This window comes from Ruegeria sp. AD9, assembly GCF_056542305.1.
Genome location: NZ_JBQFZP010000010.1, coordinates 81046 through 106853 on the forward strand (window position 1 = coordinate 81046; position 25808 = coordinate 106853).

The 25808-nt window shown below is 56.8% G+C and carries 33 protein-coding genes; 18 read left to right on the forward strand and 15 right to left on the reverse strand.

All coding sequences use genetic code 11. The annotated features are described in order from the left end of the window. Positions 1–11: 11 nt before the first annotated feature. The 6 genes from ACR0AM_RS14810 to ACR0AM_RS14835 all read right to left on the reverse strand — a co-directional run bounded on the left by ACR0AM_RS14810 (position 12) and on the right by ACR0AM_RS14835 (position 7250). Entirely contained in the window at positions 12–1106 is a 1095-nt protein-coding gene (locus ACR0AM_RS14810; RefSeq protein WP_480474732.1) for a flagellar basal body P-ring protein FlgI, read from the reverse strand. After that, positions 1103–2110 (reverse strand): flagellin, encoded by a 1008-nt coding sequence (locus ACR0AM_RS14815; protein ID WP_480623317.1) that lies wholly within the window; start codon positions 2108–2110, stop codon positions 1103–1105. The genes ACR0AM_RS14810 and ACR0AM_RS14815 overlap by 4 nt, the downstream gene beginning before the upstream one ends. 2 nt (positions 2111–2112) lie before the next feature. Further along, the gene (gene flgK, locus ACR0AM_RS14820; protein ID WP_480623318.1) at positions 2113–3564 is read right to left on the reverse strand and encodes a flagellar hook-associated protein FlgK; all 1452 of its coding nucleotides are present in this window, start codon (positions 3562–3564) and stop codon (positions 2113–2115) included. Positions 3565–3597: 33 nt separating this feature from the next. Then, positions 3598–4893: a flagellar hook protein FlgE gene (locus ACR0AM_RS14825; protein ID WP_480623319.1), complete on the reverse strand. Its 1296-nt coding sequence runs from the start codon at positions 4891–4893 to the stop codon at positions 3598–3600. A gap of 91 nt (positions 4894–4984) precedes the next feature. Continuing rightward, positions 4985–5824, reverse strand: a complete 840-nt coding sequence (locus tag ACR0AM_RS14830) for an OmpA/MotB family protein (RefSeq protein ID WP_480623320.1) — start codon at positions 5822–5824, stop codon at positions 4985–4987. An 88-nt stretch (positions 5825–5912) separates the two neighbouring features. Continuing rightward, complete coding sequence (locus ACR0AM_RS14835; RefSeq protein WP_480623321.1) at positions 5913–7250, reverse strand: FliI/YscN family ATPase; 1338 nt, start codon at positions 7248–7250, stop codon at positions 5913–5915. Positions 7251–7337: 87 nt separating this feature from the next. Here ACR0AM_RS14835 and ACR0AM_RS14840 point away from each other — a divergent pair, with 87 nt between their 5' ends. The 9 genes from ACR0AM_RS14840 to ACR0AM_RS14880 are packed head-to-tail and all read left to right on the forward strand — an operon-like array spanning position 7338 to position 11876. Next, complete coding sequence (locus ACR0AM_RS14840; protein WP_480474743.1) at positions 7338–7724, forward strand: FlgB family protein; 387 nt, start codon at positions 7338–7340, stop codon at positions 7722–7724. Positions 7725–7736: 12 nt separating this feature from the next. Continuing rightward, positions 7737–8123 carry a flagellar basal body rod protein FlgC gene (gene flgC / locus ACR0AM_RS14845; RefSeq protein ID WP_480520033.1) on the forward strand — a complete coding sequence of 129 codons (387 nt, stop codon included), beginning with the start codon at positions 7737–7739 and terminating at the stop codon, positions 8121–8123. Positions 8124–8134: 11 nt separating this feature from the next. After that, positions 8135–8425 carry a flagellar hook-basal body complex protein FliE gene (gene fliE / locus ACR0AM_RS14850; RefSeq protein ID WP_480520031.1) on the forward strand — a complete coding sequence of 97 codons (291 nt, stop codon included), beginning with the start codon at positions 8135–8137 and terminating at the stop codon, positions 8423–8425. 4 nt (positions 8426–8429) lie between these two features. Beyond that, the gene (locus ACR0AM_RS14855) at positions 8430–8702 is read left to right on the forward strand and encodes a flagellar biosynthetic protein FliQ (protein ID WP_171621143.1); all 273 of its coding nucleotides are present in this window, start codon (positions 8430–8432) and stop codon (positions 8700–8702) included. Continuing rightward, complete coding sequence (locus tag ACR0AM_RS14860; protein WP_480623322.1) at positions 8702–9412, forward strand: flagellar hook-basal body complex protein; 711 nt, start codon at positions 8702–8704, stop codon at positions 9410–9412. Before ACR0AM_RS14855 ends, ACR0AM_RS14860 begins: the two co-directional genes overlap by 1 nt. Before the next feature lie 21 nt (positions 9413–9433). Further along, the gene (gene flgG, locus ACR0AM_RS14865; protein ID WP_480474753.1) at positions 9434–10219 is read left to right on the forward strand and encodes a flagellar basal-body rod protein FlgG; all 786 of its coding nucleotides are present in this window, start codon (positions 9434–9436) and stop codon (positions 10217–10219) included. Beyond that, complete coding sequence (gene flgA, locus ACR0AM_RS14870) at positions 10219–10635, forward strand: flagellar basal body P-ring formation chaperone FlgA (RefSeq protein ID WP_480623348.1); 417 nt, start codon at positions 10219–10221, stop codon at positions 10633–10635. Before flgG ends, flgA begins: the two co-directional genes overlap by 1 nt. Then, the gene (gene flgH, locus ACR0AM_RS14875) at positions 10635–11366 is read left to right on the forward strand and encodes a flagellar basal body L-ring protein FlgH (RefSeq protein ID WP_480623323.1); all 732 of its coding nucleotides are present in this window, start codon (positions 10635–10637) and stop codon (positions 11364–11366) included. Before flgA ends, flgH begins: the two co-directional genes overlap by 1 nt. A 9-nt stretch (positions 11367–11375) precedes the next feature. Continuing rightward, positions 11376–11876 (forward strand): flagellar basal body-associated protein FliL, encoded by a 501-nt coding sequence (locus tag ACR0AM_RS14880; RefSeq protein ID WP_480623324.1) that lies wholly within the window; start codon positions 11376–11378, stop codon positions 11874–11876. Positions 11877–11910: 34 nt separating this feature from the next. Here ACR0AM_RS14880 and ACR0AM_RS14885 read toward each other — a convergent pair whose 3' ends face one another. From ACR0AM_RS14885 to ACR0AM_RS14920, 8 genes are all read right to left on the reverse strand, one after another. Next, positions 11911–12294 (reverse strand): hypothetical protein, encoded by a 384-nt coding sequence (locus tag ACR0AM_RS14885; protein ID WP_480555279.1) that lies wholly within the window; start codon positions 12292–12294, stop codon positions 11911–11913. Continuing rightward, positions 12291–13379, reverse strand: a complete 1089-nt coding sequence (locus ACR0AM_RS14890; protein ID WP_480623325.1) for an EscU/YscU/HrcU family type III secretion system export apparatus switch protein — start codon at positions 13377–13379, stop codon at positions 12291–12293. The genes ACR0AM_RS14885 and ACR0AM_RS14890 overlap by 4 nt, the downstream gene beginning before the upstream one ends. Next, on the reverse strand, positions 13376–14149 hold the full coding sequence (locus ACR0AM_RS14895) for a flagellar biosynthetic protein FliR (protein ID WP_480623326.1): 774 nt from the start codon (positions 14147–14149) through the stop codon (positions 13376–13378). Before ACR0AM_RS14895 ends, ACR0AM_RS14890 begins: the two co-directional genes overlap by 4 nt. Continuing rightward, the gene (flhA, locus tag ACR0AM_RS14900; protein ID WP_480623349.1) at positions 14146–16173 is read right to left on the reverse strand and encodes a flagellar biosynthesis protein FlhA; all 2028 of its coding nucleotides are present in this window, start codon (positions 16171–16173) and stop codon (positions 14146–14148) included. Before flhA ends, ACR0AM_RS14895 begins: the two co-directional genes overlap by 4 nt. A 69-nt stretch (positions 16174–16242) precedes the next feature. Next, on the reverse strand, positions 16243–16941 hold the full coding sequence (locus tag ACR0AM_RS14905; RefSeq protein ID WP_480623327.1) for a transglycosylase SLT domain-containing protein: 699 nt from the start codon (positions 16939–16941) through the stop codon (positions 16243–16245). Positions 16942–17013: 72 nt separating this feature from the next. Then, positions 17014–17442 carry an Lrp/AsnC family transcriptional regulator gene (locus ACR0AM_RS14910; RefSeq protein ID WP_480474766.1) on the reverse strand — a complete coding sequence of 143 codons (429 nt, stop codon included), beginning with the start codon at positions 17440–17442 and terminating at the stop codon, positions 17014–17016. 52 nt (positions 17443–17494) lie between these two features. Next, positions 17495–18814, reverse strand: a complete 1320-nt coding sequence (locus ACR0AM_RS14915; protein WP_480474767.1) for an MFS transporter — start codon at positions 18812–18814, stop codon at positions 17495–17497. A gap of 3 nt (positions 18815–18817) precedes the next feature. Further along, positions 18818–19075 carry a metal-sensing transcriptional repressor gene (locus ACR0AM_RS14920; RefSeq protein WP_480474768.1) on the reverse strand — a complete coding sequence of 86 codons (258 nt, stop codon included), beginning with the start codon at positions 19073–19075 and terminating at the stop codon, positions 18818–18820. A 159-nt stretch (positions 19076–19234) separates the two neighbouring features. On the opposite strand from ACR0AM_RS14920, the gene ACR0AM_RS14925 reads away from it, so the two are divergent. From ACR0AM_RS14925 to ACR0AM_RS14955, 7 genes are all read left to right on the forward strand, one after another. Beyond that, a complete protein-coding gene (locus ACR0AM_RS14925; RefSeq protein ID WP_480623328.1) occupies positions 19235–19849 on the forward strand; it encodes a ribonuclease D in 615 nt (204 codons plus the stop codon). Beyond that, positions 19846–20814 (forward strand): KpsF/GutQ family sugar-phosphate isomerase, encoded by a 969-nt coding sequence (locus ACR0AM_RS14930; RefSeq protein WP_480474771.1) that lies wholly within the window; start codon positions 19846–19848, stop codon positions 20812–20814. The genes ACR0AM_RS14925 and ACR0AM_RS14930 overlap by 4 nt, the downstream gene beginning before the upstream one ends. An 11-nt stretch (positions 20815–20825) precedes the next feature. Beyond that, positions 20826–21425, forward strand: a complete 600-nt coding sequence (locus ACR0AM_RS14935) for an LPS export ABC transporter periplasmic protein LptC (RefSeq protein WP_480623329.1) — start codon at positions 20826–20828, stop codon at positions 21423–21425. A gap of 3 nt (positions 21426–21428) precedes the next feature. Then, the gene (locus ACR0AM_RS14940) at positions 21429–21920 is read left to right on the forward strand and encodes an LptA/OstA family protein (protein ID WP_480494550.1); all 492 of its coding nucleotides are present in this window, start codon (positions 21429–21431) and stop codon (positions 21918–21920) included. Next, a complete protein-coding gene (lptB, locus tag ACR0AM_RS14945; protein WP_480474775.1) occupies positions 21920–22678 on the forward strand; it encodes an LPS export ABC transporter ATP-binding protein in 759 nt (252 codons plus the stop codon). Before ACR0AM_RS14940 ends, lptB begins: the two co-directional genes overlap by 1 nt. Positions 22679–22930: 252 nt before the next feature. Continuing rightward, positions 22931–23494 (forward strand): ribosome hibernation-promoting factor, HPF/YfiA family, encoded by a 564-nt coding sequence (hpf, locus tag ACR0AM_RS14950; RefSeq protein WP_480474777.1) that lies wholly within the window; start codon positions 22931–22933, stop codon positions 23492–23494. Positions 23495–23551: 57 nt separating this feature from the next. Further along, a complete protein-coding gene (locus ACR0AM_RS14955) occupies positions 23552–24016 on the forward strand; it encodes a PTS sugar transporter subunit IIA (protein ID WP_267363095.1) in 465 nt (154 codons plus the stop codon). Positions 24017–24071: 55 nt separating this feature from the next. Here the strand turns inward: ACR0AM_RS14955 and dalA are convergent, their stop codons facing one another. Beyond that, the gene (gene dalA / locus ACR0AM_RS14960; protein ID WP_209507204.1) at positions 24072–24587 is read right to left on the reverse strand and encodes a divisome-associated lipoprotein DalA; all 516 of its coding nucleotides are present in this window, start codon (positions 24585–24587) and stop codon (positions 24072–24074) included. Positions 24588–24756: 169 nt separating this feature from the next. Here dalA and ACR0AM_RS14965 point away from each other — a divergent pair, with 169 nt between their 5' ends. Both ACR0AM_RS14965 and ACR0AM_RS14970 read left to right on the forward strand, forming a co-directional pair. After that, on the forward strand, positions 24757–25356 hold the full coding sequence (locus ACR0AM_RS14965; RefSeq protein ID WP_480474779.1) for a L,D-transpeptidase: 600 nt from the start codon (positions 24757–24759) through the stop codon (positions 25354–25356). 139 nt (positions 25357–25495) lie between these two features. Beyond that, positions 25496–25678 (forward strand): hypothetical protein, encoded by a 183-nt coding sequence (locus tag ACR0AM_RS14970; protein WP_480474781.1) that lies wholly within the window; start codon positions 25496–25498, stop codon positions 25676–25678. Positions 25679–25808 lie beyond the last annotated feature (130 nt).

Genomic DNA, 25808 nt, shown 5'->3' on the forward strand with positions numbered 1-25808 from the left:
AGAGATGCCGGCTACCTGACGACAAATTCTGCGTGCAAGGCACCCGCCGCCTTGATGGTTTTCAAGATGTCGATCATATCCTGGGGCGACACCCCCAGCGCGTTCAGGCCTGCGACAACCTCGGACAGGGTCGTAGCTTCGGGGATTTCGGCAAGGCCAGTTCCTTCTTCCTCTTCGATCCCCGCAATAGTGCGCGGCACGATCACTGTTTCGCCCTTGGCAAACGGGTTGGGTTGCACGGCAATCGGCGCTTCCTGAACTGTCAGGGTCAGGTTACCCTGAGAGACAGCCACACGCGATATCCGGACTTCCTGCCCCATAACGATAGTGCCGGACCGCTGATCGACCACCACACGCGCTTTTGCTTCCGGCTCGACCAAAATATTCTCGATACGCCCGATGGCATGGGCCGTTGATACTGCCTGAGTTGCAGCAATGTTGAGCTCAACCGTGCCTGAATCGCGCATGATTGCCACAGCTCTGTTGAACTCGGTATTTATGGCGAATTCGATACGCGCGGCCGTGGTGAAATCGGGTTCTCTCAATGCCAGGCGCATTTGGGTCAGAGTTGACAAGTCGAACTCAATTTCACGCTCAACACGCGCGCCGGACGGGATCACACCCGAGGTTGGTACCCCGCGCACGACCGACGCGGCCTCTCCTTCAGCGGAAACGCCACCTGCAAGGATTGTGCCTTGTGCAACCGCATAGATTTGCCCGTCTGCTGCGTTAAGTGGGGTCATAACCAGCGTCCCACCCAATAGGCTGTTTGAATCGCCTATCGCCGAAACCGTTACATCGATTTGGCCGCCGACTCTGGCAAAAGGCGGCAGACTGGCTGTCACCAAGACGGCTGCCACATTCTTAGGCCGGAAATCCTCGCCCGTTACGTTGACACCCAAACGCTCCAGGATGTTGGACATGATCTCTTCGGTGAAAGGGGAGTTGCGCAATCCGTCACCGGTTCCGTTCAAACCGACAACCAGGCCATAACCCACAAGATCATTACCTCGGACACCATCGAAATCCACGAGGTCCTTGAGGCGGATTGCCCCCGCCCAGGCCATACCGGGAAGAAGGATCAGGAGAAGTATCAGCGCCCTCATCTCAGGAAATTCACCAGTGAAAGGTTCGCATTGCGAACGGTCACCGAATAGAGGCTTTCCAGCTGAAACTGCACCGTTTGCAATTTCGCCGCTGTTTCATAGGGATCTGCTGCGATCAGCTCGTTCCGGCTGAATTCCAGACTGGTTCGGGTCATCGAATTGCGCGTGGCGGCCTGTTCGATGCGGGCCTCGGCGCTGCCGACCTGGGCACGCAGGTTTACTGTGGCATCCTGTGCGTTCGCCAGATCGACGCCCAACTGCGTGAACAGGGCGGTGCGCTGGTCGGAAGAAAGGGCCAACAAATTGTCAGTGGCTAATGCTGCTACGGCAACATCCCTTAGGGCTGCCTTGAATGCCGGGTTGGTTGCCGTGAGTGGCAGCGTAACGCTTTCATTTTCCGAGATCTGCATAGGAGAGAGCGTGGTGTTCGCACCCTGATAAATCATGGCGTCAAACCCGGCAGGGCTATTGAACCATGTATCGGCAGCCAGGCGTATGTCGGAGACGGTCATGGCCCCCGTCAGTTGTGTCTTCAACGCAGCCAACAGCGTGTCGGTCGATGGCAGTGGCGAGACATCCGTGGCTGTACCCGAAAACAGACTGCGTCCACCAACCCGCGTGTTCAACGCCGATACCATCGTGTCGAGCTCATTCCTGGCATGATCTGACGCCTGTGCATGATTTACAGGCTGATTGGCCGTCCCGTAGGCCAACAGAGACGCGGTTATTTCGCCAACCGAATCTCCAAATGTCTTCAGGCTCAACTGCATGGCATCCGTGAACAGGGCCATTTCGGCTGTGGCGATGCCAAAGGCGTCGAGTCTGGCAAGCGAACGGTCCAAATCCAGGATCTGAGAGTAATCTCCGCCAAGCCGGCCAGATATGTCCTGCACTTTGCCGGTGGACATCTCGTAAGAGAGGGTTTCAATCTGTGTTTTGATTTCAGTGGCGCGAGTGCGAAGGGTCATACCGCGCGCCAGATCGCCGATGGCAGTCAAGTTCATGCTCATAACCTCAGAAGCGTTTCCATAAGCTCATCGACGACCGAGATGACACGTGCGTTTGCTGCGTATGTCTGTTCGATCTGCATGAGGCGCTGTAGTTCCTGATCCGTATCGACGCCTTGTTCGGCCTCAATCTGTGACATTTGTTGTTGGCTGTTGCTGGCAAATGCCTTCCGCCGCTCCGCGGCGTGAGATTGCGCCCCGGCTTTCGACATAAGCGCCTCGGTCAACTCGGCGGCGCGCATGTTTCCAGTGCCAAACAGCCCGCCCGGTACGGCGCGCGCATCGCTCATAATGGCACCGAAAGCATGCAGTTGCGACGCTTGCCCGGGATCGCCCGGTGTTGCGGCACCCAGCCCGGCGCGGAGCTTCCAGCTGTCGCCGCCGTTGTCGGGGTCTGCAACCGAATTCAGCGAAATGCGCGATGACAGCCCGACAAAGGTTATCGGGTCGAACTGATTTCCGTTGTCTGTGAACAAACCGGGATCTGTCGCGAGTGCCGTGGGATCCAAGCCCGGCGTTTCAAATCGTTCGATAAGATCGCGGGCAACGGTATCAAGCTGCAACTGTGCCTCAACCGCTAATTCATCACGGACCGAAAACTGGGCTGCCAATGCGCCACCGCGGATTTGCGCAGTGTCCCCGCTGGTGCGCACCGGATTGCCGTTCATAGCCAATCCGGACAGCAGGCCATTTGCAACCGTCATGTGGGGTTTCGTCTCACCGGTCGTGGAGAAGGTGAACTCGGACGCCTTACCTTCCAGAAGTATCAACCCGCCGTCTGAATAGAGCGATACCTGATCGTTGGCGCGTGGCACAACGTTGACCGGGATCAGGGTATTGACCTGATCGATCAGGACTTGCCGTTGATCCAGCAAGGCCCCGATATCGCCGCCGGAATTCTGAATGGCCGGAATCTTTGCGTTCAAAATTTCGATGTCTTTCAGAACCAGGTTCAGGCTTTCGATCTGAGCGCCTATCTTGCGGTCCGCGTCCGAGCGTGCCTGTCGCACGCCTTCAGAAGCCGCATTCAGCTCTGCCGCAAGATCGCTCGCCGCGCGCGCCACTTGATCAAGTCTTTCGATCGAGTCGGGGAGACTGGCTGCGGTGATGAAGTTGTTTTCCAAGGCAGACATACGGCTGGCAAGGGATGGCGTGCCGTCTGCTGTTCCCACAAGGTTTTCGAACCGTGAACGGAAATCTGAGATGGCGGATTGAAAGGCAAGCTCGGCGTCTGACGATCGTCTGTTGGCCGTCAGAACCGGATCCTGATGCCGGATCACCCCAACCGTACGCACGCCATTGCCAGTTATGGGGCTTGTCGCCAGTTCAAGGGACCTGCGCGCATAGCCTGGTGTCAGGGCATTCGCGATATTCCCCGACACCACAGCGGCCCCGCGACTGGCCGCTGTCAGCCCGCCCAATGCGTTATTGAGTGCCGTCGACATATTCATGAGGCTGCTCCTTTCCTTTGGTCAGTGCCTGGATCAGCGCTTCAAGTTGGTCGTTTCCTGAAGCATCTCGTCCACCGTCTGGATCACCGTGGCGCTGGATGAATAGGCGCGTTGTGTCTGGATCAGTGATGTCAGCTCGGTTGCCACATCCGTGGTGGATTCCTCGCGCGCGAAAGAAACGATATCTCCGGTTGGGCCTTCGCCCGCGTTCCACAGAAAGAACGTGCCGCTTTCGCGGGATGGCGCGTAGGTTTGACTGTCCAGTGCCGTCAGGCCGTTGGGATTGGGAACATCGGCCAGCGGGATCTGGAACATTCGGCGGCTGACACCGGTATCGTAGAATGCATAGACATAGCCACTTTCATCGACCTGAACGCTGGTCATCGTACCAACGGCAGAGCCGTCCCGCGTGATTGAAACCGGAGCGAATGTATCGGATAGCTGAGTAATGCCATCGGCATCGCCGATCAGCCCGATATTGACCTCCATCGGGCCGCCAGCGACGTTGACCATGACACTGCCGGTTGCCGGATCGTAGGCGCCGCCGGTTACAGGGGTGACGCTGGCCAGAGTGCCCCCGGCTGTTCGGTTGTCGGTAAAGGTCAAAGTATATTCCCCGATAACCACGCCGCCGGATGCCGAGTCGCGCAGAACCATGGTCCATTCATTGCTGCTGCCGGTTGCCGGAACGGTCGGGATCAGTTGGATATCAATACTTTCGGATTTTCCGAGATTGTCGAAATACTCGACCGATAAAGGCTGTGTGTCACCAGGCGCACCCGCATCTGTTGCCGTTGCGGGAAGGTTCATACGCAGGTTCATCTTTGTCGTCGGGGCACCGGACAACTGGTTGACGCTCAACTGAATTGGTTCAAGCGCAGCGGGCGTGTCGCGTGGAACGGGCGGGATGGACCCGTCTGCCGCAGCACGCCATCCCAAGAGAACAAGGCCGGATTCGGTCACCAGATATCCTTCGTCATTGGTCCGGAAGGAACCCGTGGTCGTCAGCAACATCTCGTTGGAATTTGCGCCGACCTGCGAGCTGGAGCGCACCGGCAACATGCCGCGTCCGCGCACTGCCAAATCGGTAGAGTTGCTGGTGGTCACCAGTGATCCGCGCTGGTCAATCATGCGCTGGCTGGTCGTGCGCACGCCCCCTGCCGAATAACTGCCACCCTGACCAGACGTGACCATCGAATGAAAGTCAGTTTCCACCCGTTTGTATCCGTAGGTAGAAGAGTTTGCGATGTTGTCGGAAATCGTGGCCAGCCTGTTGGCGTTGGACTTCAACGCCGCCACACCGGCATTCAGCGAAGAGGAAATGGTCATTGGCGCGCCCTTCTGTTGCGTCAAGCTTCGATGCAACAGGTAACGCGCTGCCCCTTAACAGCGCGCTAACAGGTAAAATGCGTTCTATCCTTTAGGGTCGACGCAGAAATATCACTTCGATTCTGTTGTTCCGAACCGCCATCGGATTGTCGGTGAAGAGTTTTCGGTCAGCATGACCTGTGATGCGATCCATACGGCTTGCCGCCACGCCTTTGTCCTGTAACAGCTGGCGGACTGATTGCGCTCGGGCAGTGGACAGATCCCAGGTGGTATTGCGAACCTGCACAACAGGAGATGCGCTGACATGGCCTGTGACTGCAATCGGGTTGGTCACCAGATCCGAAGAACGCGCTATGATCAAAGCAAGCGCCCGCATGATCCCGGTTGGTTTCTCGGAACCGGATTCGAACAATGACTGGGTATCCGTATCGAATAGATCAACGACGAATCCTTCGTCGGTGACGCGTGTCACGATATGCCTGAGAAGCTTATCCGACACCTCGCTTTCACCGGTTCGCCCCAAAAGCTGAGCTTCAAGCGTCGAGAAGTCTTCGGAGTCACCTTTGCCACCACCGTTGGCGTTCACACCGGTTGATCCGCGCGCCTGACGGGATTCAGTTGCGTGTTTGGTGCTGGCCCCGGCACCATCCCGCAGCAACGTCTTTTCCGACAACATGCTGTCGCCGCCAAAGGCACCGTCTCCGCCGCCGGATTCGGGGCTCAGAGGGATTGTCGGGGCGAAGTAATCCGCCAATCCTTTGCGTTGCTGTTCAGTTGTCGCGTTCAGCAGCCACATCAACATGAAGAAGGCCATCATGGCCGTGACAAAGTCGGCATATGCAACTTTCCACGCCCCGCCGTGGTGACCATCACCACCCAATACACGCTTCTTCTTGATGATGATTGGCGCCGCATTGGTCTGCGCACCCATCTCCACCACCTATATTATCACCCGACTATCTGCCTAGCAGAGCAGGTCTTAAGGTGGCCTTAATACTTAAAACTGTTCAGAGTTTCGCCTAGCGTGGCAAGCTGATTGATGCACGGCGCAGTATCAATGACAGGCGATCAAAACTGTTTTCGATTCCCTCAGCTTCCGGTTTGGCAAAAAAGGCGTCCAGTTCCTCATGGATGCGAACGGCCTGATCCAGCAGCGGGTCAGACCCTTCGGCATACAGCCCGGCCTTGATCATCACTTCGGACTGCTCGTAACTGCCCACGAGTTTTCGGGTTTCTGTGATCATCTGGTTCTCGGCCTCGGATGCGGCTCCTGGCAGGCTCCGCGACACTGATCTGCTGACGTCAATGGCCGGGAAACGCCCCCGTTCGGCGATGTCGCGGCTGAGCACAATGTGCCCGTCCAAAACGCCGCGCAGAATGTCAGCGATGGGTTCATCCATGTCCGAACCTGCCACCAAAACGCTGAACACTGCGGTAATATCCCCCTGTTCCTGCGTTCCGGGGCCTGCGCGTTCGCAAAGACTGGCGATCAGGGGTGTGACAGAGGGTGGATATCCCCGCATAGACGGCGATTCCCCCATAGAAACAGCAATTTCACGATGCGCTTCGGCAAAGCGGGTCACAGAATCAGCCAAAAAAAGAACGTTCAGCCCCAGATCCCGCAGATACTCAGCCATCGACATGGCCGACCAGGCGCACCGCCTGCGCGCCAACGCCGACTGGTCAGAGGTGGCAGCCACCACGATCGTGCGCTTCATGACTTCGGGGCCAATGGCCTGCGCGACAAATTCATTCACCTCGCGTCCGCGTTCGCCAATAAGCGCGACTACGACGACATCGGCCTGCATGGACCTAGCCAGTGTGGAAAGCAGGGTCGATTTTCCGACACCCGACCCGGCGAACAACCCCACCCGCTGACCGCGCACGACGGGCAACACAGTGTTGAGAACCGACAAACCGGTGCCCATCCTCTGCCCCAACGGTTTGCGCGCCACGGCTGGTGGAGGGGCCTGCATGATATCGCGCGTCTGCGATCCGCTCAGCAACGGCTTTCCATCCAAGGGTCTGCCAAAGGGGTCGATTACCCGTCCAAGCCAGTGCAATCCTGGTGCAAAATCCGGTGATGGGTCAAGGTAGACGCGATCCCCCAGGCTCACGCCGTCGGGCGCCGCATTGGGAAGCATTTTGATATGGCCAGCACTGACATGAAGCACCTCGCCCGCAAGATCGGACCCGACGCGCCGCCGCAATGTCAGCAAATCCCCGACCCGGGCATGCGTGTTCAATCCACCGATCTCGATCAGACCCTGTGCGACGCCGGTGACCAGCCCCACGTGACGGACTGCGGTCATCCTGTCGAGTTCGTGTTTCAGAAGTACCGGGTCGAGATCAGACATCGTGGGGTCTCCAACTGAGTTCTGAAAACGGTTTCTAAAGGAATCGGGGTTAAGCCTTGATTGAAATTGATCGAGGGAGAAGCCCCGATGTTCTATGACCTGAACGTCTTTAAGACAGCGTACGCAATGGCAACCCATGCAGGGCAACGGCAGGCGATCATTGCGCGAAACATGGCCAATGCGGATACGCCGGGCTATCAACCGCGCGATATCGAGGCCTTTCAGAAAGCTTTCGAAACCACCGGGCATGACGTGACCATGGAAGCCACGCGGCCGGGCCATCTGCACGGCAGTATGGGTGCGCAAAACTGGGCTGAGGTTGAAGCTGTCCCATCAGGCGATCCCAATGGCAATGGCGTGTCGCTTGAGGAAGAGATGCTGAAATCGGTCGATGTCAAACGACAGCATGACCGAGCGCTGGCGATTTACAAATCCTCGATGGACGTTCTGCGCACCAGTTTGGGTCGCGGATAAGGGGCGGCAGGCATGAGCGATTTTTCCCATTCCCTTGCTGCGTCAGCCAGTGCCCTGCGCGCACAATCCGCACGGTTGCGGCATGTGTCCGAAAACATCTCGAACGCAGACACGCCCGGCTATCGGCGCAAGACCGTACCGTTTGAAACCGTGCAGAAAAACGGTGGGGACATGGTGCAGGCCGGCCGCGTGACGCTTGATCAGCGTTCGCTGAGCCGCATCTACGACCCCGGTCATCCGTTGGCAGATGAAAGTGGTCACTACCAAGGCTCCAACGTCGATTTGATGATTGAAATCGCGGACGCCAGGGAAGCCCAGCGCAGTTATGAGGCCAATCTAAAGATGTTTGATCAGACGCGGCAGATGTCGTCGTCGCTGATGGAATTGCTCAGAAAATAAGGACAACCAGAATGGATATCCGATCACTCAACGCCGCGCAGAATTATGCCGGCGCACGCTCTGCCACACAGGCCGATCCCGATCATAGCGGGGCGGCACAAGGATTGAGGGCGACCTTTCAGGACTTTGCAACCACGCTGAGACACAGCGAACAGATATCTCAGTCTGCGATGGTCGGTCAGGCTGATCCCCATGCACTTGTTCAGGCGCTGGCCCAGACCGAACTGGCGGTAGAAACCGCGGTGATCGTCCGCAACAAAGTGGTCGAAGCCTATCAGGAAATCCTAAGAATGCCGGTCTGACCCGATGCTCAGCGAAGGGCTTTTTTATGACATCGTTCGTCAGGCGTTGTGGGTTGCGGTCATCACATCCGTCCCGATCCTTGCCGTGGCGCTGGTTTCTGGCCTGATTGTCGGTCTGTTCCAGGCGCTGACCTCGATTCAAGAGATGACCCTGACTTTCGTTCCCAAATTGATCGCCATTGTCGTCGTGTTCTGGATTTCGATGGGGTTCATGACTCAGACCCTTGTTACGTTTTTTACCGGAACACTTGTTCCCTTGATTGCAGGAGGCCGCTGATGGACACGGCTTACGTCACCCTGTCCCGCCAGTCCGGGCTGATGAATGAAATGCGGCTGGTGGCGAATAACATCGCAAACGCCAACACGACCGGATATCGCCAGCAAGGGCTGGTATTTTCGGAATACGTGCGGGACATGCCGAACAATCCGTCCCTCTCCATGAGCCGGGCCGAGGCGCGTAACACATCGTTGCAAAAAGGCGTTCTTACGGAAACCGGAGGGCAGTTTGATTTCGCCCTCGAAGGGGACGGGTTTTTCATGGTTGAAACCCCGGATGGTAACCGTTTGACGCGCGCGGGCAGCTTCTCGCCAAACGCCGAAGGCGATCTGGTTGCGATGGATGGCGCACGCGTTCTGGATGCCAACGGTGCCCCTGTCTTTATCCCGCCCGATGCAGCTTCGATTGATGTCGGCAGTGATGGAACGTTGAGTGTCAACGGCCAGTTTCTGGGCCAATTGGGCGTTTTCAATGTTACTGATCCGCAGGAGCTGGTCCGCGAAGGAAATACGCGGTTTCGTGCCAACGGTGCGATAGACCCGGTTGATGAACCCGTTGTTTTGCATCGCTTTCTCGAAGGTTCAAACGTCAATGCCATTCAGCAGGTGACCCGCTTGGTGGAAATCCAGCGCGCGTATGAGCTGGGGCAGAGTTTTCTTGACAGCGAAGACGAACGCGTGCGCGGGGCGCTCAAGGCGCTGATGCGCTGAACGGAATAAGGAGAGTTTGACATGCGAGCCCTGAAAATTGCCGCCACCGGAATGACCGCGCAACAGATGCGGGTCGAGACGATTTCGAACAACCTGGCAAACATGAACACCACCGGCTACAACGCCCGCCGGGCCGAATTTGCCGATTTGCATTATCAACAGATGGCGCGCGCCGGAACTGTAAACGCCTCGGACGGAACAGTATTGCCAACGGGTATTCAACTTGGTCTTGGCGTGCGGCCCGCAGCTGTTACCGTGCAACTGGAACAAGGTGCTTTGTCAGCCACCGGCAGTGATCTGGACGTGGCGATCGAGGGGCGCGGATATCTGGAAGTCACGCTGCCCAGCGGTCAGTCCGCGTATACACGTGACGGCAGCCTCAAGCGGTCGGCAGAGGGTCTGATTGTCACCTCCGACGGTTATGCGGTTTCGCCGGAACTCACCGTTCCCGACGACGCAAGGTCAATTTCAATCAATGCCGCGGGCGAGGTCTACGCATATTTCGACGACTCTCCCGAGGGGCAGTTGCTGGGTGAGTTTGTCCTTGCCAGCTTTTCGAACGCCAAGGGGCTGGAAGCCATTGGCGGCAATCTGTTCAAGGAGACCGAGGCATCTGGTGCCCCGGTGTTGGGAACTCCGGGAAGTGATGGGTTGGGCACATTGCGGCAGGGCTATCTGGAAGACAGCTCAGTCGATGCAGTGCGCGAGGTAACCGAACTTATCGAGGCGCAGCGCGGCTATGAGATGAATGCCAAAGTCATCTCGGCAGTGGATCAAATGATGAGCGCGACAACGCAGGTGCGATGATGCGAGGACTCGGCACATACTTGGCACTACTGGCTCCACTTGCAGCGCAGGCTGACATTGTGGTTCCAACACGCACGATCCGGGCCAAGGAAATCATTTCCGCAGCGGATTTGAGAACAAGCCCGACGGATGTCCCCGGCGCAGTGGCTGACCCTGATTTTCTGATCGGGCAAGAGGCGCAGGTGGCACTGTATCCTGGCAGGCCGGTCCGAGAAATTGATGTAGGCCCCCCCGCTATCGTTGACCGCAACGATCTGGTCGTCCTGATATTCGACCGCCAAGCCTTGTCGATAACTGCGGAAGGCCGCGCCTTGGGACGCGGTGCTGCCGGGGACCGCATCCGGGTCATGAACCTGTCGTCCAGAACAACAGTAACCGGCCAAATCCGCGCGGATGGCCAAGTCGAGGTTAAGTGATGACCGGACTGTCGAAAACTCTTCTTCTTATAGCTTTGTCTTTGGCCGCGTGTGGCCGTCTGGATCATCTTGGCAAGCCGCCGAGTTTTACACCAAGCGAAAAGTCTCCCGAGCAGGTTGCCATGCTGTGGCCGGGTCTGCCCTTGCACACGCAACCACAACGCACTGTTGACCGCTCATCTCTTTGGAGCGGAGGGCAGCAATCGTTGCTGGGCGACCAGCGGGCGATCAAGAAAGGTGACATACTGACAGTGGTCATCGAGCTGGATGAAAAAGCTGAGATATCAAACAACACCAGACGGTCCAGGTCAGGCTCGGAAAACCTTGAGGTTCCTGGCCTCTTTGGCTTGCCCCAGCGCGTACAAAAGCACCTACCTGACGGGGCATCGCTGGATGATGCTGTGTCAATCGAAGCGGATTCCTCAAGCTCCGGGCGGGGATCTGTGAGGCGAAACGAGAAACTGACGCTGCGTGTCGCCGCGACGGTTCTGGATGTTCTGCCGAACGGGGTTCTTTCGATTTCCGGCTCGCAGGAACTGCGGGTCAATTTTGAGCTGCGCGAGCTTTTGGTGGCCGGGTATGTGCGTCCTCAGGATATCTCGCGTCAAAACGAAGTTACCTACGACAAGATCGCCTCGGCGCGAGTGTCTTATGGCGGAAGAGGTCAGATTACGGATGTTCAGCAACCCCGATACGGCCAGCAAATTCTTGATTCACTCTTGCCGTTCTGAGGTGCGACCATGATAGCAAAACTGGTTCCAGTCGTTTTCCTGACTGTCGGCCTGGGTGCGGGTGTCGGTGCGGGGCTGTTTCTGTCACCTTCGGGCAAGCCTGACAATACTGCTGCTGAAAAGGAAGTGGCAAAAGAAGAGAAAGCCGATCACGAGAAGTCTGAAAAGCCAAAGGAAAAAAAGCCAGCCTATGGGTATTTAAAGTTGACCAAACATTTTGTCGTTCCGGTGGTTGCGGACGACGAGATCGAAGCGATGGTCACTTTGTCCCTCAGCCTTGAGGCGAACACAGCAATTGAAGAAACTTTTTATTCCATTGAACCCAAGCTGCGGGATGGCTTTCTTCAGGTTCTGTTTGATCACGCAAATACCGGGGGATTTGATGGGACTTTCACAGAATCCCGAAATCTGGATGTCTTGCGTAAGTCCCTGTTGGAAGTGGCAAAAAAAGAACTGGGTGAAGATGTTTCAAAAGTGCTGATCATGAGCGTGAACCGTCAAGATACCTGACGAAGGTCGCTTCACGGCGCGGATCCGGCCAGCATTAACGGGTTTGCTTTCGCACGACGGCCTGCCGATGGCTTTTCAGCTGCTGCTCCCGCAGGGTTGCGACGGCTTGTTTGCGGCCAAATGCAATTCTGAGCGCTTCCAGACCGGCAATTTTCTGAGCGCGTGTTTGGGCAAGTCGCATATTCAACGTGCGGCGCGTGGCAGATTCCCAGCCATTCCAAAGAATGTCGGCCCCCGATATCTGATATCCTTCGATTAACCCGCTGGCTTTGCGCATCTGGTCAAGCTGAAGATCCAGTTTCGCCAATTGGTGCTGAATCCTGGCCTCGGCCTCGAGGATCGGGCGGAGTGTCTGAAATTGCTTCTGGAAAGCGACGTCGGCTATTTTTTCCAGCCCGCTTAACTGAGTGTCCTTCAACGGATCTGCTCCCTTGAACGTTTCCGCATCGCTTCGGCGAACCTGATTGCAGCGGCAACAGGGCGATAATGTTCTTCGGCGATCTCCTGCCCGATGTCGACAGTTGCGTGAAGCGCACGCGCCGTCGGAGGATCCGAGCGGATCGGAACGCCGGCCTGAGCCGCAGCAGAACGGATTGAAGCGGCTACTGCATCCACACCCTTGGCGACACAAACAGGTGCGCTGCCAGTAGCCCTGGACCACTTCAGTGCAACGGCAAAATGGGTGGGGTTAACGATAACAACATCCGCGCCCGGAACATCTGCCATCATCTGGCTGGAGGCGATCTCCTGCGCACGTTGACGGCGGTGTTGCTTTACATACGGGTCGCCTTCGGCGTCCTTAGTTTCATCCTGGATCTCTTTGCGCGACATGCGGTTCTTGCGCATGTGCTCGGCGTATTGCCACAGAAAGTCGATAACGCCGATGCCCAGGGCGATGGCTACCACAATGAACAGGAAGCGAAACAACAGGTTCATCATCAGCAGTATGGATGACTTTGCCGGGGCCGCGCTGGCAGACAGAATTTCAACCAAGTTCGATTTGATGAAAAGTGCGAGGCACAGGCTGTAAATCACCAGTTTGGTTGTACTCTTGGCAAACTCGAACAAACCACCGCGCCCGAATTTGTTTTTGGCATTCGAAACAAGGGATATCCGCGAAAGCCTTGGCTTCAGTTTGCTGGGGGCGAATACCAGTGAGCGCTGGGCAATCAGGTTTAACAGAACGGCCACCGCGGGCAGGCAGAAAAGCACGGCAATGGGTGGCAATGCGCCGCTCAGAATTCCGGCAACCGTCGCTGTTGCAGGCCCGGTGTTCAGAAGGTTCGCAATCTGGTCGGATTGGTCTATCAGGACCATGAACAGATTCCCCAGCTGCGTGACGGGGTACTGCCCTGCTGCCAACAATGCGACCAGCAGCCCGGTATATGCCGCAACAACCGACAAGTCGTTGGACTTGGGAACCTCACCCTCTTCACGAGCTTTCTGAAGCTTTTGTGGCGTCGGCTCGTATGACTTGTCGCTGTCGTCATCGGCACCGCTCATCGCTGGCCTCCGATCGGGTTCATGAAGAAGGCAATCAGCGCGTCAGACCAAACAGAGGCGATCAATGGAGCGCCCGCAAACAGCAGAAACAGCCCGGCAAATGTTATTGCTGGCGCGCCCACAAAGGCGACCATCAATTGCGGCATGGCCCGGTTGATAACCCCAAGTGCAAGATTGTAGATCAACGAGGCGATAACGAATGGCGTTGCCAGCGAGAAGGCCAAACCAAAGCTGCGTGAGATTTGTTGCACACCCCAATGGGACAAGTCTGCCGAGCTTGGTGCCAACCCCATGGGGAATAAGGCATAACTCTGGATCAGGAATTGCGCGGCCCGAACGTGCAAGCCCATGATGACGGCAAGCGTTATCCCCGCGATCGTCAGCAGATATCCCATCGCCGGAACAGGATCAGCGGCCGCTGCACCCAGCAATTGCGACAATGACGTGGATTGCGCGGCAATGGATCCGGCGGTTTGCAGTGCCAAAACAAACAGCCGCAACCCTGTTCCAAGCGCCAGTCCAATCAGGATTTCTGTCCCAACTAACCGTCCCAGCGTCCTGAGGCTGGGAGACAGGTCGAAAGGTTGGGTTGCCGGAAAAATGATCAGGGTAAAGGCGACGGAAATCCCCAGTTTCATCCGTGTTGGAATGCTGCGCTCGCCGAAAGCGGGCAGCAGTGAAACCAAAGCAGAGACGCGCAGAAACACCGCAAAGGCCTGCCAGAGCGGTTCGGCCAGCTGCGTCAACAATTCTGGCGGCAAAGCGATCACGCGGGAACAGTTCCTACCAGCGCAGGTTTGGCTTCCAATCCGATCTCCTCAAAAGAAAGAACCGGGTTTGAAATGCCGCGCGCATACATGATCGTACGCAGCAATCGGCGTCGCCGGGTCGAGGTCACGACTGCAGGAAACAGACCGTTATCAGCAGATCTGGCGATACTGCTGACCATGCCGTCGGCCAGCTTGTTAAACAGGTTCGGCGGCAGTGCGACATCCAACCCTGCGCTGGGTGCGTCAACCTGATAGGTGGTGAACGTTTCTTCCCATTCGGGAGCCAGTTGGATAAGCGGGATTGAACCGTCTTCGCGCTTCATGTCTGCGACCAGCTGAAATCCGAGACGCTGGCGCACCAATTCGCATATGGTTTCGGGTTGGGTGGTTGTCAGCCGTGCCTGGGCCACACTTTCAAGGATCAGGGCCATGTTCCGGATCGAAACCCGTTCCTCCAAAAGTAGTCGTAGAACGACGTGCAATGTGTCGATCGGAACTTTGTCGGGGATCAATTCATCCAGAAGCTTGCGGTTTGCCTCAGCCCGTACCGGGTCGCTCAGGCGGGTCATTTCGGTCAGGAGGCGGCGCAGGGATTTCAAGGTCAGCAGGCGCGAGAAGTTTTGTTTGATAATTTCAAGCAGATGCGTGGCCAGGATCTCGGGCGGTGAGACTATGGTGGCCCCGTTCAACGCCGCGTCCTCCTGATGTTTGGGCAGGATCCAACGGGCAGGCGCGCCGTAAACCGGCTCTGTCACGTCGTTGCCTTCGGGCAACAGATCGAACCCGTCCTGAACCAGAGCCAGAACCAGATCGGGGTTCAGAACGCCGCGCGCCTGTTCGACCCCCTGAACCTTGATCACATAGGTTCCGGTTGGCAGGTCGGCTCGATCAGTCAGACGAATTTCCGGTAGGATCAATCCGAAGGTGGACGCCACGTAGGTGCGCATATTGGCGATGCGGGCATCCAACCCGGTCCCGGGATTCAGCACCAGACTTACCAGATCAGGTGCGAATTCAAGGTGCACGTCATCCAGATCCAGAATATCACCAATGGCCTGCGAGAAAGGCACCTCGGTTTCGGTCGCCTGCGAATGCAATGACGGGTCCGTTTCTTTCTGCTTTTTCCGAATTCTGTAGGCCGCATATCCAAGCACAGCTGCACCGAGGATGAACGGCAGGAAAGGCAGGCCGGGCACCAGCGCAAACAGGACCATCAGAACTGCCACGGTAGACAGCGCAGCCGGATGCCGCCCGAGTTGGGAGAAAATGGCATTGTCAGTGGCACCCTGTGTTCCGCCGCGCGCCAGCAGCAATGCAGAGGCAATCGAGATGATAACCGCGGGGATCTGCGAGACCAAACCATCACCGACGGTCAGGATTGCATATGTCTCGAACGCCGAAGACACCGGCATTCCGTGCACGATCACCCCCATGACCAAACCCACAACAAGGTTCAAAAGAGTGATCAGAAGACCGGCAACGGCATCACCTTTGACAAATTTCGACGCACCGTCGAGCGAGCCGAAGAACGTTGTCTCCTGCTGTTCGCGTTCCCGCCGATCCTTGGCTTGCTGATGGTCGATGGCCCCGGCTGACATGTCGCTGTCGATGGCAAGTTGCTTGCCCGGCATCCCGTCCAAGGCAAAGCGAGCGCCCACTTCCGCCATACGGGCGGCCCCTTTGGTGATGACCATGAAATTCACGATCAGCAGCACGCCGAATACAACAAGACCCAGAAAGATGCTGCCGCCCATGACGAAATTGGCGAACCCTTCGATCACGTCACCCGCTGCGTTGGGTCCGGTATGCCCCTGACCGATGATCAGTTTGGTTGACGAGACGTTCAGAGACAGGCGCAACATCAGCGATGCCAGAAGAATCGTTGGGAAGGATGAGAAATCCAACGGACGCTCGATGAACAGCGTCAGCGTGAAAATCAGGATGGCAAGCGCGAAAGAGGCGGCTAGCCCGACGTCCAGCACCCAGGCGGGCATGGGTAGGATCATCATGACGATGACTGTCATCAGCGCCACTGCCAACAGGACAGTAGGTGAAAACAGGGACCGGATGTCAAACTGGGGCACGCAGGTATCCTAATTGAAAGGGATGAATGCAGTTGTTGTGCTATTGGTCGGGACCAGAGAGCCCAGGGCAGTGGTGGCGGGTGTGGCCACTAGCATCGGAATCAAGGGCGCTGCGGCCCTTGTGAACGGATCGAGTGACATACGAGAAAACCCGTGTGAGGACGGGTTGTCCAACTGGGCCATCACTGTCTGGAACCGACCACGATAAGCCTTGGCCAGAGCATTCGTACGGGAATGATAAGCCCCGGCCGCAGCCGGCCACGAACCAAGCTCGAAATAAAGGTCTTTCAGGAAGCGGGCGGCATAGGTCGCATTTTCATCCGGATCGAACATCGAATCGATCGAGCGGAAGGCCTTGCCATGCCATCGATAATTGACCTGAAAACACCCGACGTCAAAGCTACGAGAGCCCGCTTTGAAAATATCGAAAACATAGGCCTTGGCTTCGGCCTCGGACTTGAACCAATACCCCTGACCTTCGACATTTATAGTCCAGGGCCAGGGCTGCAACTTTCCGTCAACTGTTCGCCCGGTTTCAACGCGTGTTATGGCGCGCAGTACATCCAGCGGAACATCTTCGGACAGTGATGCACGGCGCGCGGCCTGATCACAAAGCTCGCCTGTTGGCACATTGTGCATGGCGGTACCCGCCTGTGCCAACAGCACATGCAGCAATATGAAAGCAATCGGGATTCTGCGAATTGGCATTCTGCCGGTCCGGGATTCTGGTGTTCCCGGCCAAGCTAGCCATCGATCGGTTTACAGAGGGTTATCGCAGCCTTAGTTTCGGTCGATCCTGCGCCCGAAAACAACGCTTGTATTGGTGCGCAGGACGCCAGGGATCTTCGCCAGATCGTCCACCAGAATGTCCAGATCCTCCAGCCTCGGGGCATCTGCGGTCAGCATCAGATCGAATTCGCCATTGATCGACAGGCACAGTTTGACCTCGGGATAGGCCTCGAGCCGTTTAAGGATTCGGTTGGTTTCCTTCTGCTGCACTTCCAGCATAACGATGACCTGCACTTTAGGCGTGTCTTCCGTGGACCCAAGGCGCACGGTGTATCCCGTGATTACGCCGCGATGTTCCAGCCGACTGATCCGTTCATGCACAGTCGTGCGGGCCACACCCAGCGAGGCCGCGATCTGCGTGGTCGAGGCACGTGCATTGGCTTGAAGGGCGGCGATGATACGGCGGTCAAGCTGGTCCATTGGGGCTCCGGTTTGCGGCAAGTCCGGGTTTAGATCAGATTGACGCCCTTTCTCAAGGCTCACGCGGCATGCGTGGGTGCAGATCATCGATAATGATCGGGTGCGCGTGCGGGCCTACCCCGGCCAGATGCGGATGATCGGTCGGCAGATCGGGGTGATTGTGAACAACCGGTTCCTGATCGTCACGCGGCCAAAGGCTGACTGCTACAATCACACCCGTCATGGACAGAATAGACATACTGCCGAGCGCGACAGTCGGTCCATAGACGGTCATTATCCACCCAGCCAGCGGATAAAGCACCAACCAGCAGCCATGCGACAGAGTAAACTGTGCAGCAAAGACAGCGGGGCGGTCTTCAGGATGGGCCGAACGGGTCAACAAACGACCCGAAGGCGTAAGGGTTGTAGAATACCCAAAGCCGGTAAAGGCCCAAAAAACGGCAAGGACACCCAGCGTAAGCGGGATCGTCGCGGTCAGAACCGAGGCGACGGCCATAGCGCCCGACGCAAGAATGGCTCCGGACAGCATAACCTTTCGATCCTCGATCCGATCCAGCAGGCGGGGCAGAGTGAACGCCGCCAGCATCGACCCGCCCCCAAATCCGGCCAGTGCAATGGCCACGGCGCTTTCTGACAGGCCAAGCGTGGCCCGCACGATGACCACTGTGTTGACGATCACCATCGAACTCAGCGCTGCGGCGCTCCAATTAAGCGCAAGCAGCCCACGCAGCCGGGGCGTTTTCAGGTAGATGCGAATTCCGCGTGTCGTGCGGTCATAGATTCCACGTGGTTTGCTGGGCTTTGGCGAGGGCAGGGCGACCGAGACCACCAGAAATGCCGAGGCTACAAACCCCAGCGCTGTGCCCCAGAACAGGCTGTTGAAGCTGACCAGCAACAGAAGTGCCGCGGCAAACATCGGGCTCAGCAGGCTTTCCATGTCGTAGGCCAGACGTGACAGAGACAAAGCGCGGGTATACTCGTTTTCATCTGGTAAGACGTCCGGAATCGTCGCCTGAAAGGCGGGCGTGAACCCGGCCGAGGCGGATTGGAGCACGAAGATCAGCACATAGATTTGCCAGACCTCAGTCACGAAAGGCAGGCATACGGCGACTGCGGCGCGGATCAGGTCCAGAAAAACCAGCATTTTCCGACGGTCCAGCCGTTCGGCAAATGCAGCGGCCAGGGGGGCCACGGTGACATAGGCAACCATCTTGATTGTCAGCGCGGTGCCCAGCACAAGGCCGGCAGCATCTCCGGCCAGATCAAAGGCCAGCAGCCCTAGCGCGACTGTGGCCAGCCCGGTTCCGGTCAGGGCGACGATTTGGGCGGCAAACAGATGGCGGTAGGTCCGGTTTTTTAGAATGCTCAGCATGGCTCAGAGGTATTTCGTGATGGCTTTGAAATCCTCGATCCCGCCGCTATCGCCATCAGAAGACAGGCAATGGTCGATGTGATCGTGGATCAAGGCGCGCTTGGCGTTGGTAACCGCTTTTTCAACGGCAAACAGCTGTTGGGCGATGTCTGAACAGGGGGCCTGACCTTCAAGCATGGCAATGACCTTTGCCAGATGCCCGTGGGCCCGTTTCAGCCTTGCCGTGATATGTGGATGCGACTCGCGGGGTAAATTTGTCATGATTTATCCCTATCCCCCCCATAGGGATACTGTCAATCCTGTTGCGGGGATCTGCCCGTGACTTTTAGACGGCGTTGAGTTTATGGACCAATAGACGGCGTTGAGTTTATGGACCAAACCGCCTATCTCGGAGGCGATATCGCACAAAGGAATAATCGGGTGGCGAACCATTTGTACAAAAACGACCTGCCGGACGGGTTGGATCTGGGCCCCGTTGTGGCCATTGACTGTGAAACCATGGGTCTGAACCCACATCGTGACCGCTTGTGTGTGATTCAGATGTCGGGTGGAGACGGCAACAGCCATATCGTGCAGGTGGAAAAAGGCCAGACAGAGGCGCTGAACCTATGTGCCATGCTGGAAAACCCTGACGTGCTGAAGCTGTTCCATTTCGGGCGCTTCGACATCGCCGCCATGTACCATACCTTTGGTGCTCTGGCCGCGCCGGTCTACTGCACCAAGATCGCCAGCCGCCTGGTGCGGACCTATACCGACCGGCACGGGCTCAAGAACCTGTGTCAGGAACTCATCGGTGTTGATATTTCCAAACAGCAACAGATGAGCGACTGGGGCGCAGTCTCACTTACAGACGCTCAATTGGATTATGCTGCGTCAGACGTACTCTATCTGCATCAGCTGCGCGATGCGCTAAACATTCGTCTGGTTCGCGAGGACCGGACTGAAATGGCGCAGGCCTGTTTTGACTTCCTGCCGATGCGTGCGAAACTGGACCTTGCCGGTTGGCCCGAAACGGATATCTTTGCGCACTCATGACCGATACCGAAGCATTCCTGAGAACCGCCCGTCAGGTGGTCATAGACGAAGCCCGCGCGCTGGACGTCCTTGCCGACAGTTTGGACAAGCATTTTGCCGAGGCGGTGCAACTGATCCTTCAGGCCACCGGGCGCATCATCATCAGCGGTATCGGCAAGTCAGGCCACATAGGTCACAAGATTGCGGCCACGCTGGCCAGCACCGGAACGCCTGCCTATTTCGTGCATCCGGCAGAGGCCAGCCATGGCGATTTGGGCATGGTCTCCAAAGGTGATGTGGTTTTAGCGATTTCGAACTCGGGAGAGGCACCGGAACTTGCTAACCTGCTGGCCTTTACGCGCCGCTTTGGCATTCCGCTGATCGGATTGTCCAGCAAACCTGACAGCACATTGATGAAACAGGCCGACGTACATCTTCTGATCCCGTCGATGGGCGAGGCTTGTGGCTATGGTATGGTGCCGTCGATTTCCACGACGCTGACCCTTGCCATGGGCGATGCATTGGCGATTGCCCTTATGAAATACCGCGATTTCCGACCCGAGGATTTCCGCGCCTTCCATCCCGGCGGCAAACTGGGTGCGCAATTGAGTACGGTACAGGATTTGATGCATGTCGGAGAGGCCCTGCCTCTGGTTGCGGCGCATACTCCGATGAGCGATGCGCTGATCGAAATCAGCCAGAAGGGGTTTGGTGTTGCTGGTGTAACGGACCCGCAGGGTCAGTTGGCCGGGATCATTACAGACGGTGACTTGCGGCGCCACATGGATGGGTTGCTGAACAAAACGACCGAGCAGGTAATGACCCCCAACCCCACAACCATATCCCCGGGTGCGTTGGCGGAAGAAGCGGTCGCGATCATGAATGACCGTAAGATCACCTCGCTCTTCGTGGTTGACGAGGCTACATCAGGTCAGGCTTTGGGGCTGCTTCATATCCACGACTGCCTGCGTGTCGGTCTGGGCTGAGGGAGGCTGAAGTGGACAGATATTCCCGCATGGTGCAGTTCCTTAAGGTGCTGTTGCCGCTCGCGGCTATTGTGATGTTGTCCACGGTATTCTTGCTGTCCCGCAGCATCGAAACAAACGTATCCGTGCCCTTCGCGCAGAAAGACATTGATGAGAGACTGGAACAACAGGTGGTAACGCGGCCGGATTACCGCGGAACGACCCGTAAGGGAGAGACCGTGCATATCGAGGCTGTGCAAGCCAGGCAGGGCACCGAGGCGTCGGTTCCGACCGCGTCCGAGTTTCGCGGTCGCTTTGGGCTGCTCAATGGCGGCACAATTTCCCTGGATTCGAATTCCGGCCTGATCCGTCCGGATAGTGGAACAGCAACCTTTGTTGGTGACGTGGTCATCACCACGGCGGATGGTCTCAAGGTTACGACGGATCTGCTCAATACCTCGTTGGATGAAGTCCGGGGCGACACGCCGGGGCAGGTGAACGGAACCGGTCCGATCGGTAACTTTTCTGCGGGGCGTATGACCTTTGGCACTGAAAAAACGGACGGGCCAGTCCATATTGTTTTTACAGATGGTGTGAAGCTGGTATACGAGCCTGAAAAAGCAGAAAGATAACTTGTGTTCGATTTTCGATTTGTTCCTTTGTGCCTCGCGTTGATCGCGGGCGCCGCGCCCGTGATCGCGCAGGAGGCGCAGGTGGCTTTTGGGTCCGCGAATGCCGATCCGAGCCTGCCGGTCGAGGTGACATCGGAAACCCTGAACGTCAATCAAGAGGACGGATCGGCCGAGTTCATCGGGAACGTTATCGTCGTGCAGGGTGACATGCGCCTGACAGCCGAACGCGTGCTGGTTATCTACAATCAGGAACGCTCGGCGATCGAGCGAATGGAAGCGACCGAGAATGTGGTTCTGGTCAGCCCGCCGGATGCAGCGGAAGGCGACTGGGCTGAATACAAGATAGGTTCGGGTGAGATTGTCATGAAGGGCAATGTCCTGCTGACACAGGGCCCCAGCATCATCAGTGGCGATCAGATGAACGCCAACCTGACTACGGGCACTGCGACCATGACCGGGCGGGTCAAAACGATCTTGCAGCAGGGAAACAACTGATGGCGCGTCCCGACCTGAAACTGACCGAGGGCAGTTCCGGGCTGCGCATCGAGAAACTGCGGAAGTCCTACAAAAAAAAGACGGTGATCCGCGATGTCTCGATGACGTTGGGCCGGTCCGAAGTGGTAGCGCTGCTGGGGCCGAACGGGTCAGGTAAGACCACAACGTTTTATTCAGTTGCGGGACTTGTATTCCCCGAGGCGGGAAAAGTCACGATAGACGGCCAGAATGTGACTACTTTGCCGATGTACCGGCGGGCGCGGATGGGGATCGGCTATCTACCGCAGGAGATGTCGATCTTTCGCGGCATGAGCGTCGAGGACAACATTGCTGCCGTTCTGGATATCACGGTCTCTCATGCGCATAAGCGCAAAGAGCGTTTGGAAGAGCTGCTGTCGGACTTCTCGATCGAACACTTGCGCCGGGCCCCGGCATTGGCGTTGTCAGGCGGCGAGCGCCGCCGGGTCGAGATCGCGCGCTGTTTGGCCGCAGACCCCAAATACCTGCTGCTGGATGAACCGTTTGCAGGCGTTGACCCGATCAGTGTCGGGGATATTCGCCATCTGGTCGCGGATCTGAAAAAACGCGGTATTGGTGTGCTGATCACCGATCACAACGTCAGGGAAACGCTGGAAATTGTCGACCGGGCCTATATCCTGCATGACGGTCAGGTTTTGATGTCCGGCACACCTGATGAGGTTGTCGAAAACGAGAATGTGCGCCGCGTCTATCTGGGCGAGAATTTCCGCATTTCATAATCTTGCGCGGAGTTGTGCCAATTGCATGGCGGAAATCGCGTATATACACATCTGTTTTGATTGACTCTTCCCTCGTCTCTTGCCTCAATTGGCTTATGGCATTTACCCGGCTCCAGTCTGGATCTCGATGTCCCTTCTTCGAAGGGCTGGAAACAAGGCAACCGCGGAAAATGTCTCGACCCCCCACCCGATAAAAACAAGCTCGTCGCGTTTCGCGGCGTCAGAATGGGTGTGAATTGTGAAGGAGATCACATGCGTTACCAAATCAGCGGAAAACAGATCGACATCGGTGCGGCGTTGCAGACACACGTGCAGACCGAACTGAATGAGGTCGTGGGCAAATATGCGCAGCGGCCTACGGATGCAAACGTCGTCTTTTCCCGTTCGGCGCATGAATATGTATGCGAGACAACAGTACACCTGTCCACTGGCCTGACGGCTCAGGCCAAAGCCCATGCAACCGAGATCTACGCGGCATTTGAGGCATGCTGTGATAAAATGGAAAAACAGTTGCGTCGTTACAAGCGTCGCCTGAAGGACCACCACAAGGATCGGGTCGAACCGGTTGAACTCTTTGGGGCGTCCTCTTATATCCTCGCTTCTAACGAATCGGAGTCGGCCGATGAACCCGAATCGCTTCAGCCAATGATTGTGGCCGAGATGGAAACAAAAATCCCATCTTTGAGCGTCGGAGAGGCCGTTATGCAAATGGAACTTGCCGGTGCGCCAGTACTGGTGTTCAGAAATGAAAACAAGGACGGATTGAATGTCGTTTATCGTCGCGATGACGGTAATATCGGCTGGATTGATCCGTAACAGGCAAGGATACGGGGCCGCGCCCGCTGATGCGGGTGCGTGCCATGGAGCGTGATCATGGAGCTTTCGAGCATACTGAAGCCCGAAGCGGTGCGTGTTTTGTCCGCGGCTTCCAGCAAGAAGCGGCTGTTTCAGGAAATCGGTGACGTCGCCGCGGCGACGCTGGGTATCGATCCTCAGGAAGCGGTTGATTTCCTGCTGGAGCGGGAAAGCCTTGGACCGACCGGTGTCGGCCATGGTGTGGCGTTGCCACATGCGCGCCTGCCCGATCTTGATTCGGTGTCAGGTGTTTTTGTCATGCTTGAGAAGCCGATCGATTTCGGTTCGGTTGATCGCCAGCCCGTGGACATTGCCTTCGCGCTGTTTGCACCGGAAGAGGCGGGCGTTGATCACCTCAAAGCTCTGGCTCTAGTGTCTCGCACATTACGGGATACTTCGGTTTGCACCAAGCTCCGGGCGAACCCTGATCCGGTAAAGCTCTATGCGATCCTGACCGAGGCGCAGTCTATGCAAGCCGCCTGATTAACTAAAAAAAACCCCCGAGAACCGGGGGCTTTTTTCTATCTGTTTGGCCGGATCAGCCGCCGGTTCCCATTTCCAGCGTCCACCAGATTTTACCACCGCCTTCCTGATGCCAGGCGAATCCCATTTGGGTGGCTTTGGCGTCCATTATGACGGCCCTCGGTCCGGGTTCCTGCATCCAGGCGGCAAGCGTTTCAGTCTCGGTCTCGTAAGTTTCGGAAATGGCTTCCCCCAGAAACGTGCCGAAATAGCCAACACGCGCTGCCCGGTCGATCGGTGATGAACCGTCTGAACCAAAGTGCCAGGGCCGGTTCTGCCGCGACATATCCTTCGAATGAGTCGCCGCCGCTGCGTTCAGCTGCGCGTTCAGCTGTACGGGCTGCAATCCCTGAGCCTGACGCAAGGCATTGACCGAATCAAGCATGCGGAACTGCAGCTTTTCCGGATTGCCGCGGATCTTATATACGGTCGGCAATGGGCGACCATCAGACCCCAGGGTGGTTGAGCCAGTGTTGGTACATGCCGCAAGCGCGACAAAGCAAATCAACAGTAAAGAAACGATGCGCGTCATGTTCGACCTGATTATTGTATCACAACAGGGCATAGCGTGCCTGCTTGTTCTGAGCAAACGCGCAATGGCCACAACTTGCGTGATTCTGCCGGTTTGGTTTGCGACTGAAGCATTCTGGCCATAGAATGCCTCTGATTTCAGACTTCACCAAAACACAGGACCCGTTGTCATGGTCAAAAAGCGCATTCTTTCGCCTACCCGCAGGGGATTTCTAGCAGGGGCTACCGCCACTCTGGCGACACCTGCACTGGCGCAGTATATCCCAGGCGACCCGCTACGTCCCGCGCCCGAGAGTGAACCAGCGGTTCGCCGCAACGTATCCGGGTTCCGGGCATTGGATTGGCAACCGTATTTCTCGAACACCAGAAATGGCGCAATATTGGTCGATACCGTCTCAAGAGCGCTGCATTATTGGTCGGATGATCAATCGGTGTACAAATTGTACCCGTCGTCGGTTCCGCTGACCGAAGACCTTACCCGGCGCGGGCGCACCAGTGTGATCCGCAAGGTCGAAGGCCCGAGCTGGTCTCCGACGCCGTCGATGAAAAAGCGAAATCCGGAATGGCCGGACTATATTCCTCCGGGTCCTGATAACCCATTGGGAACGCACGCTTTATATCTGAGCTGGAAGTATTATCGCATTCACGGCACCCATGATACGCGTAAAATTGGTCGCAGATCGTCGAATGGATGTATCGGCCTTTTCAACGAAGACATCGCCGAGCTGTTTTCGATGGCAAAGGTTGGCACGCAAGTGTTGCTAATATGACGACATTTTCATGTGCGAAGCCGCTTACAGGTCAAGTTGCAATTGCATTCCCGCTCTAATGCTGATTAGAAAAAACTACGAGGTAAGTCTTAGATGTGCGGCTCCGGATATTGGAACCGTGCAAATTCTGGAGGTTAATATGAAGAAACTCGTTCTCGCCGCAGCTCTGACTGCAGCAGCTTCGACTGCATATGCTGGCAACCTGAATGAGCCGGTTGTTGAAGCACCAGTTGTTGTTGAAGAAACTCAGGGTTCGTCGCAGGGCATTCTGCTGCCGCTGATCCTGCTGGTCGTTGTTGCTGCTGCTGTTGCTGCAAGCTAATCCGACACGGAATTCATGAAAAAGGCGGTGGAGCAATCCACCGCCTTTTTTAATTCCAACAGGTCTTCAAGCCTGTTGCGCGCCGAAGGGATACTGACGCGCCAGTATCAAGCCGAGCCTGACGTTCTCA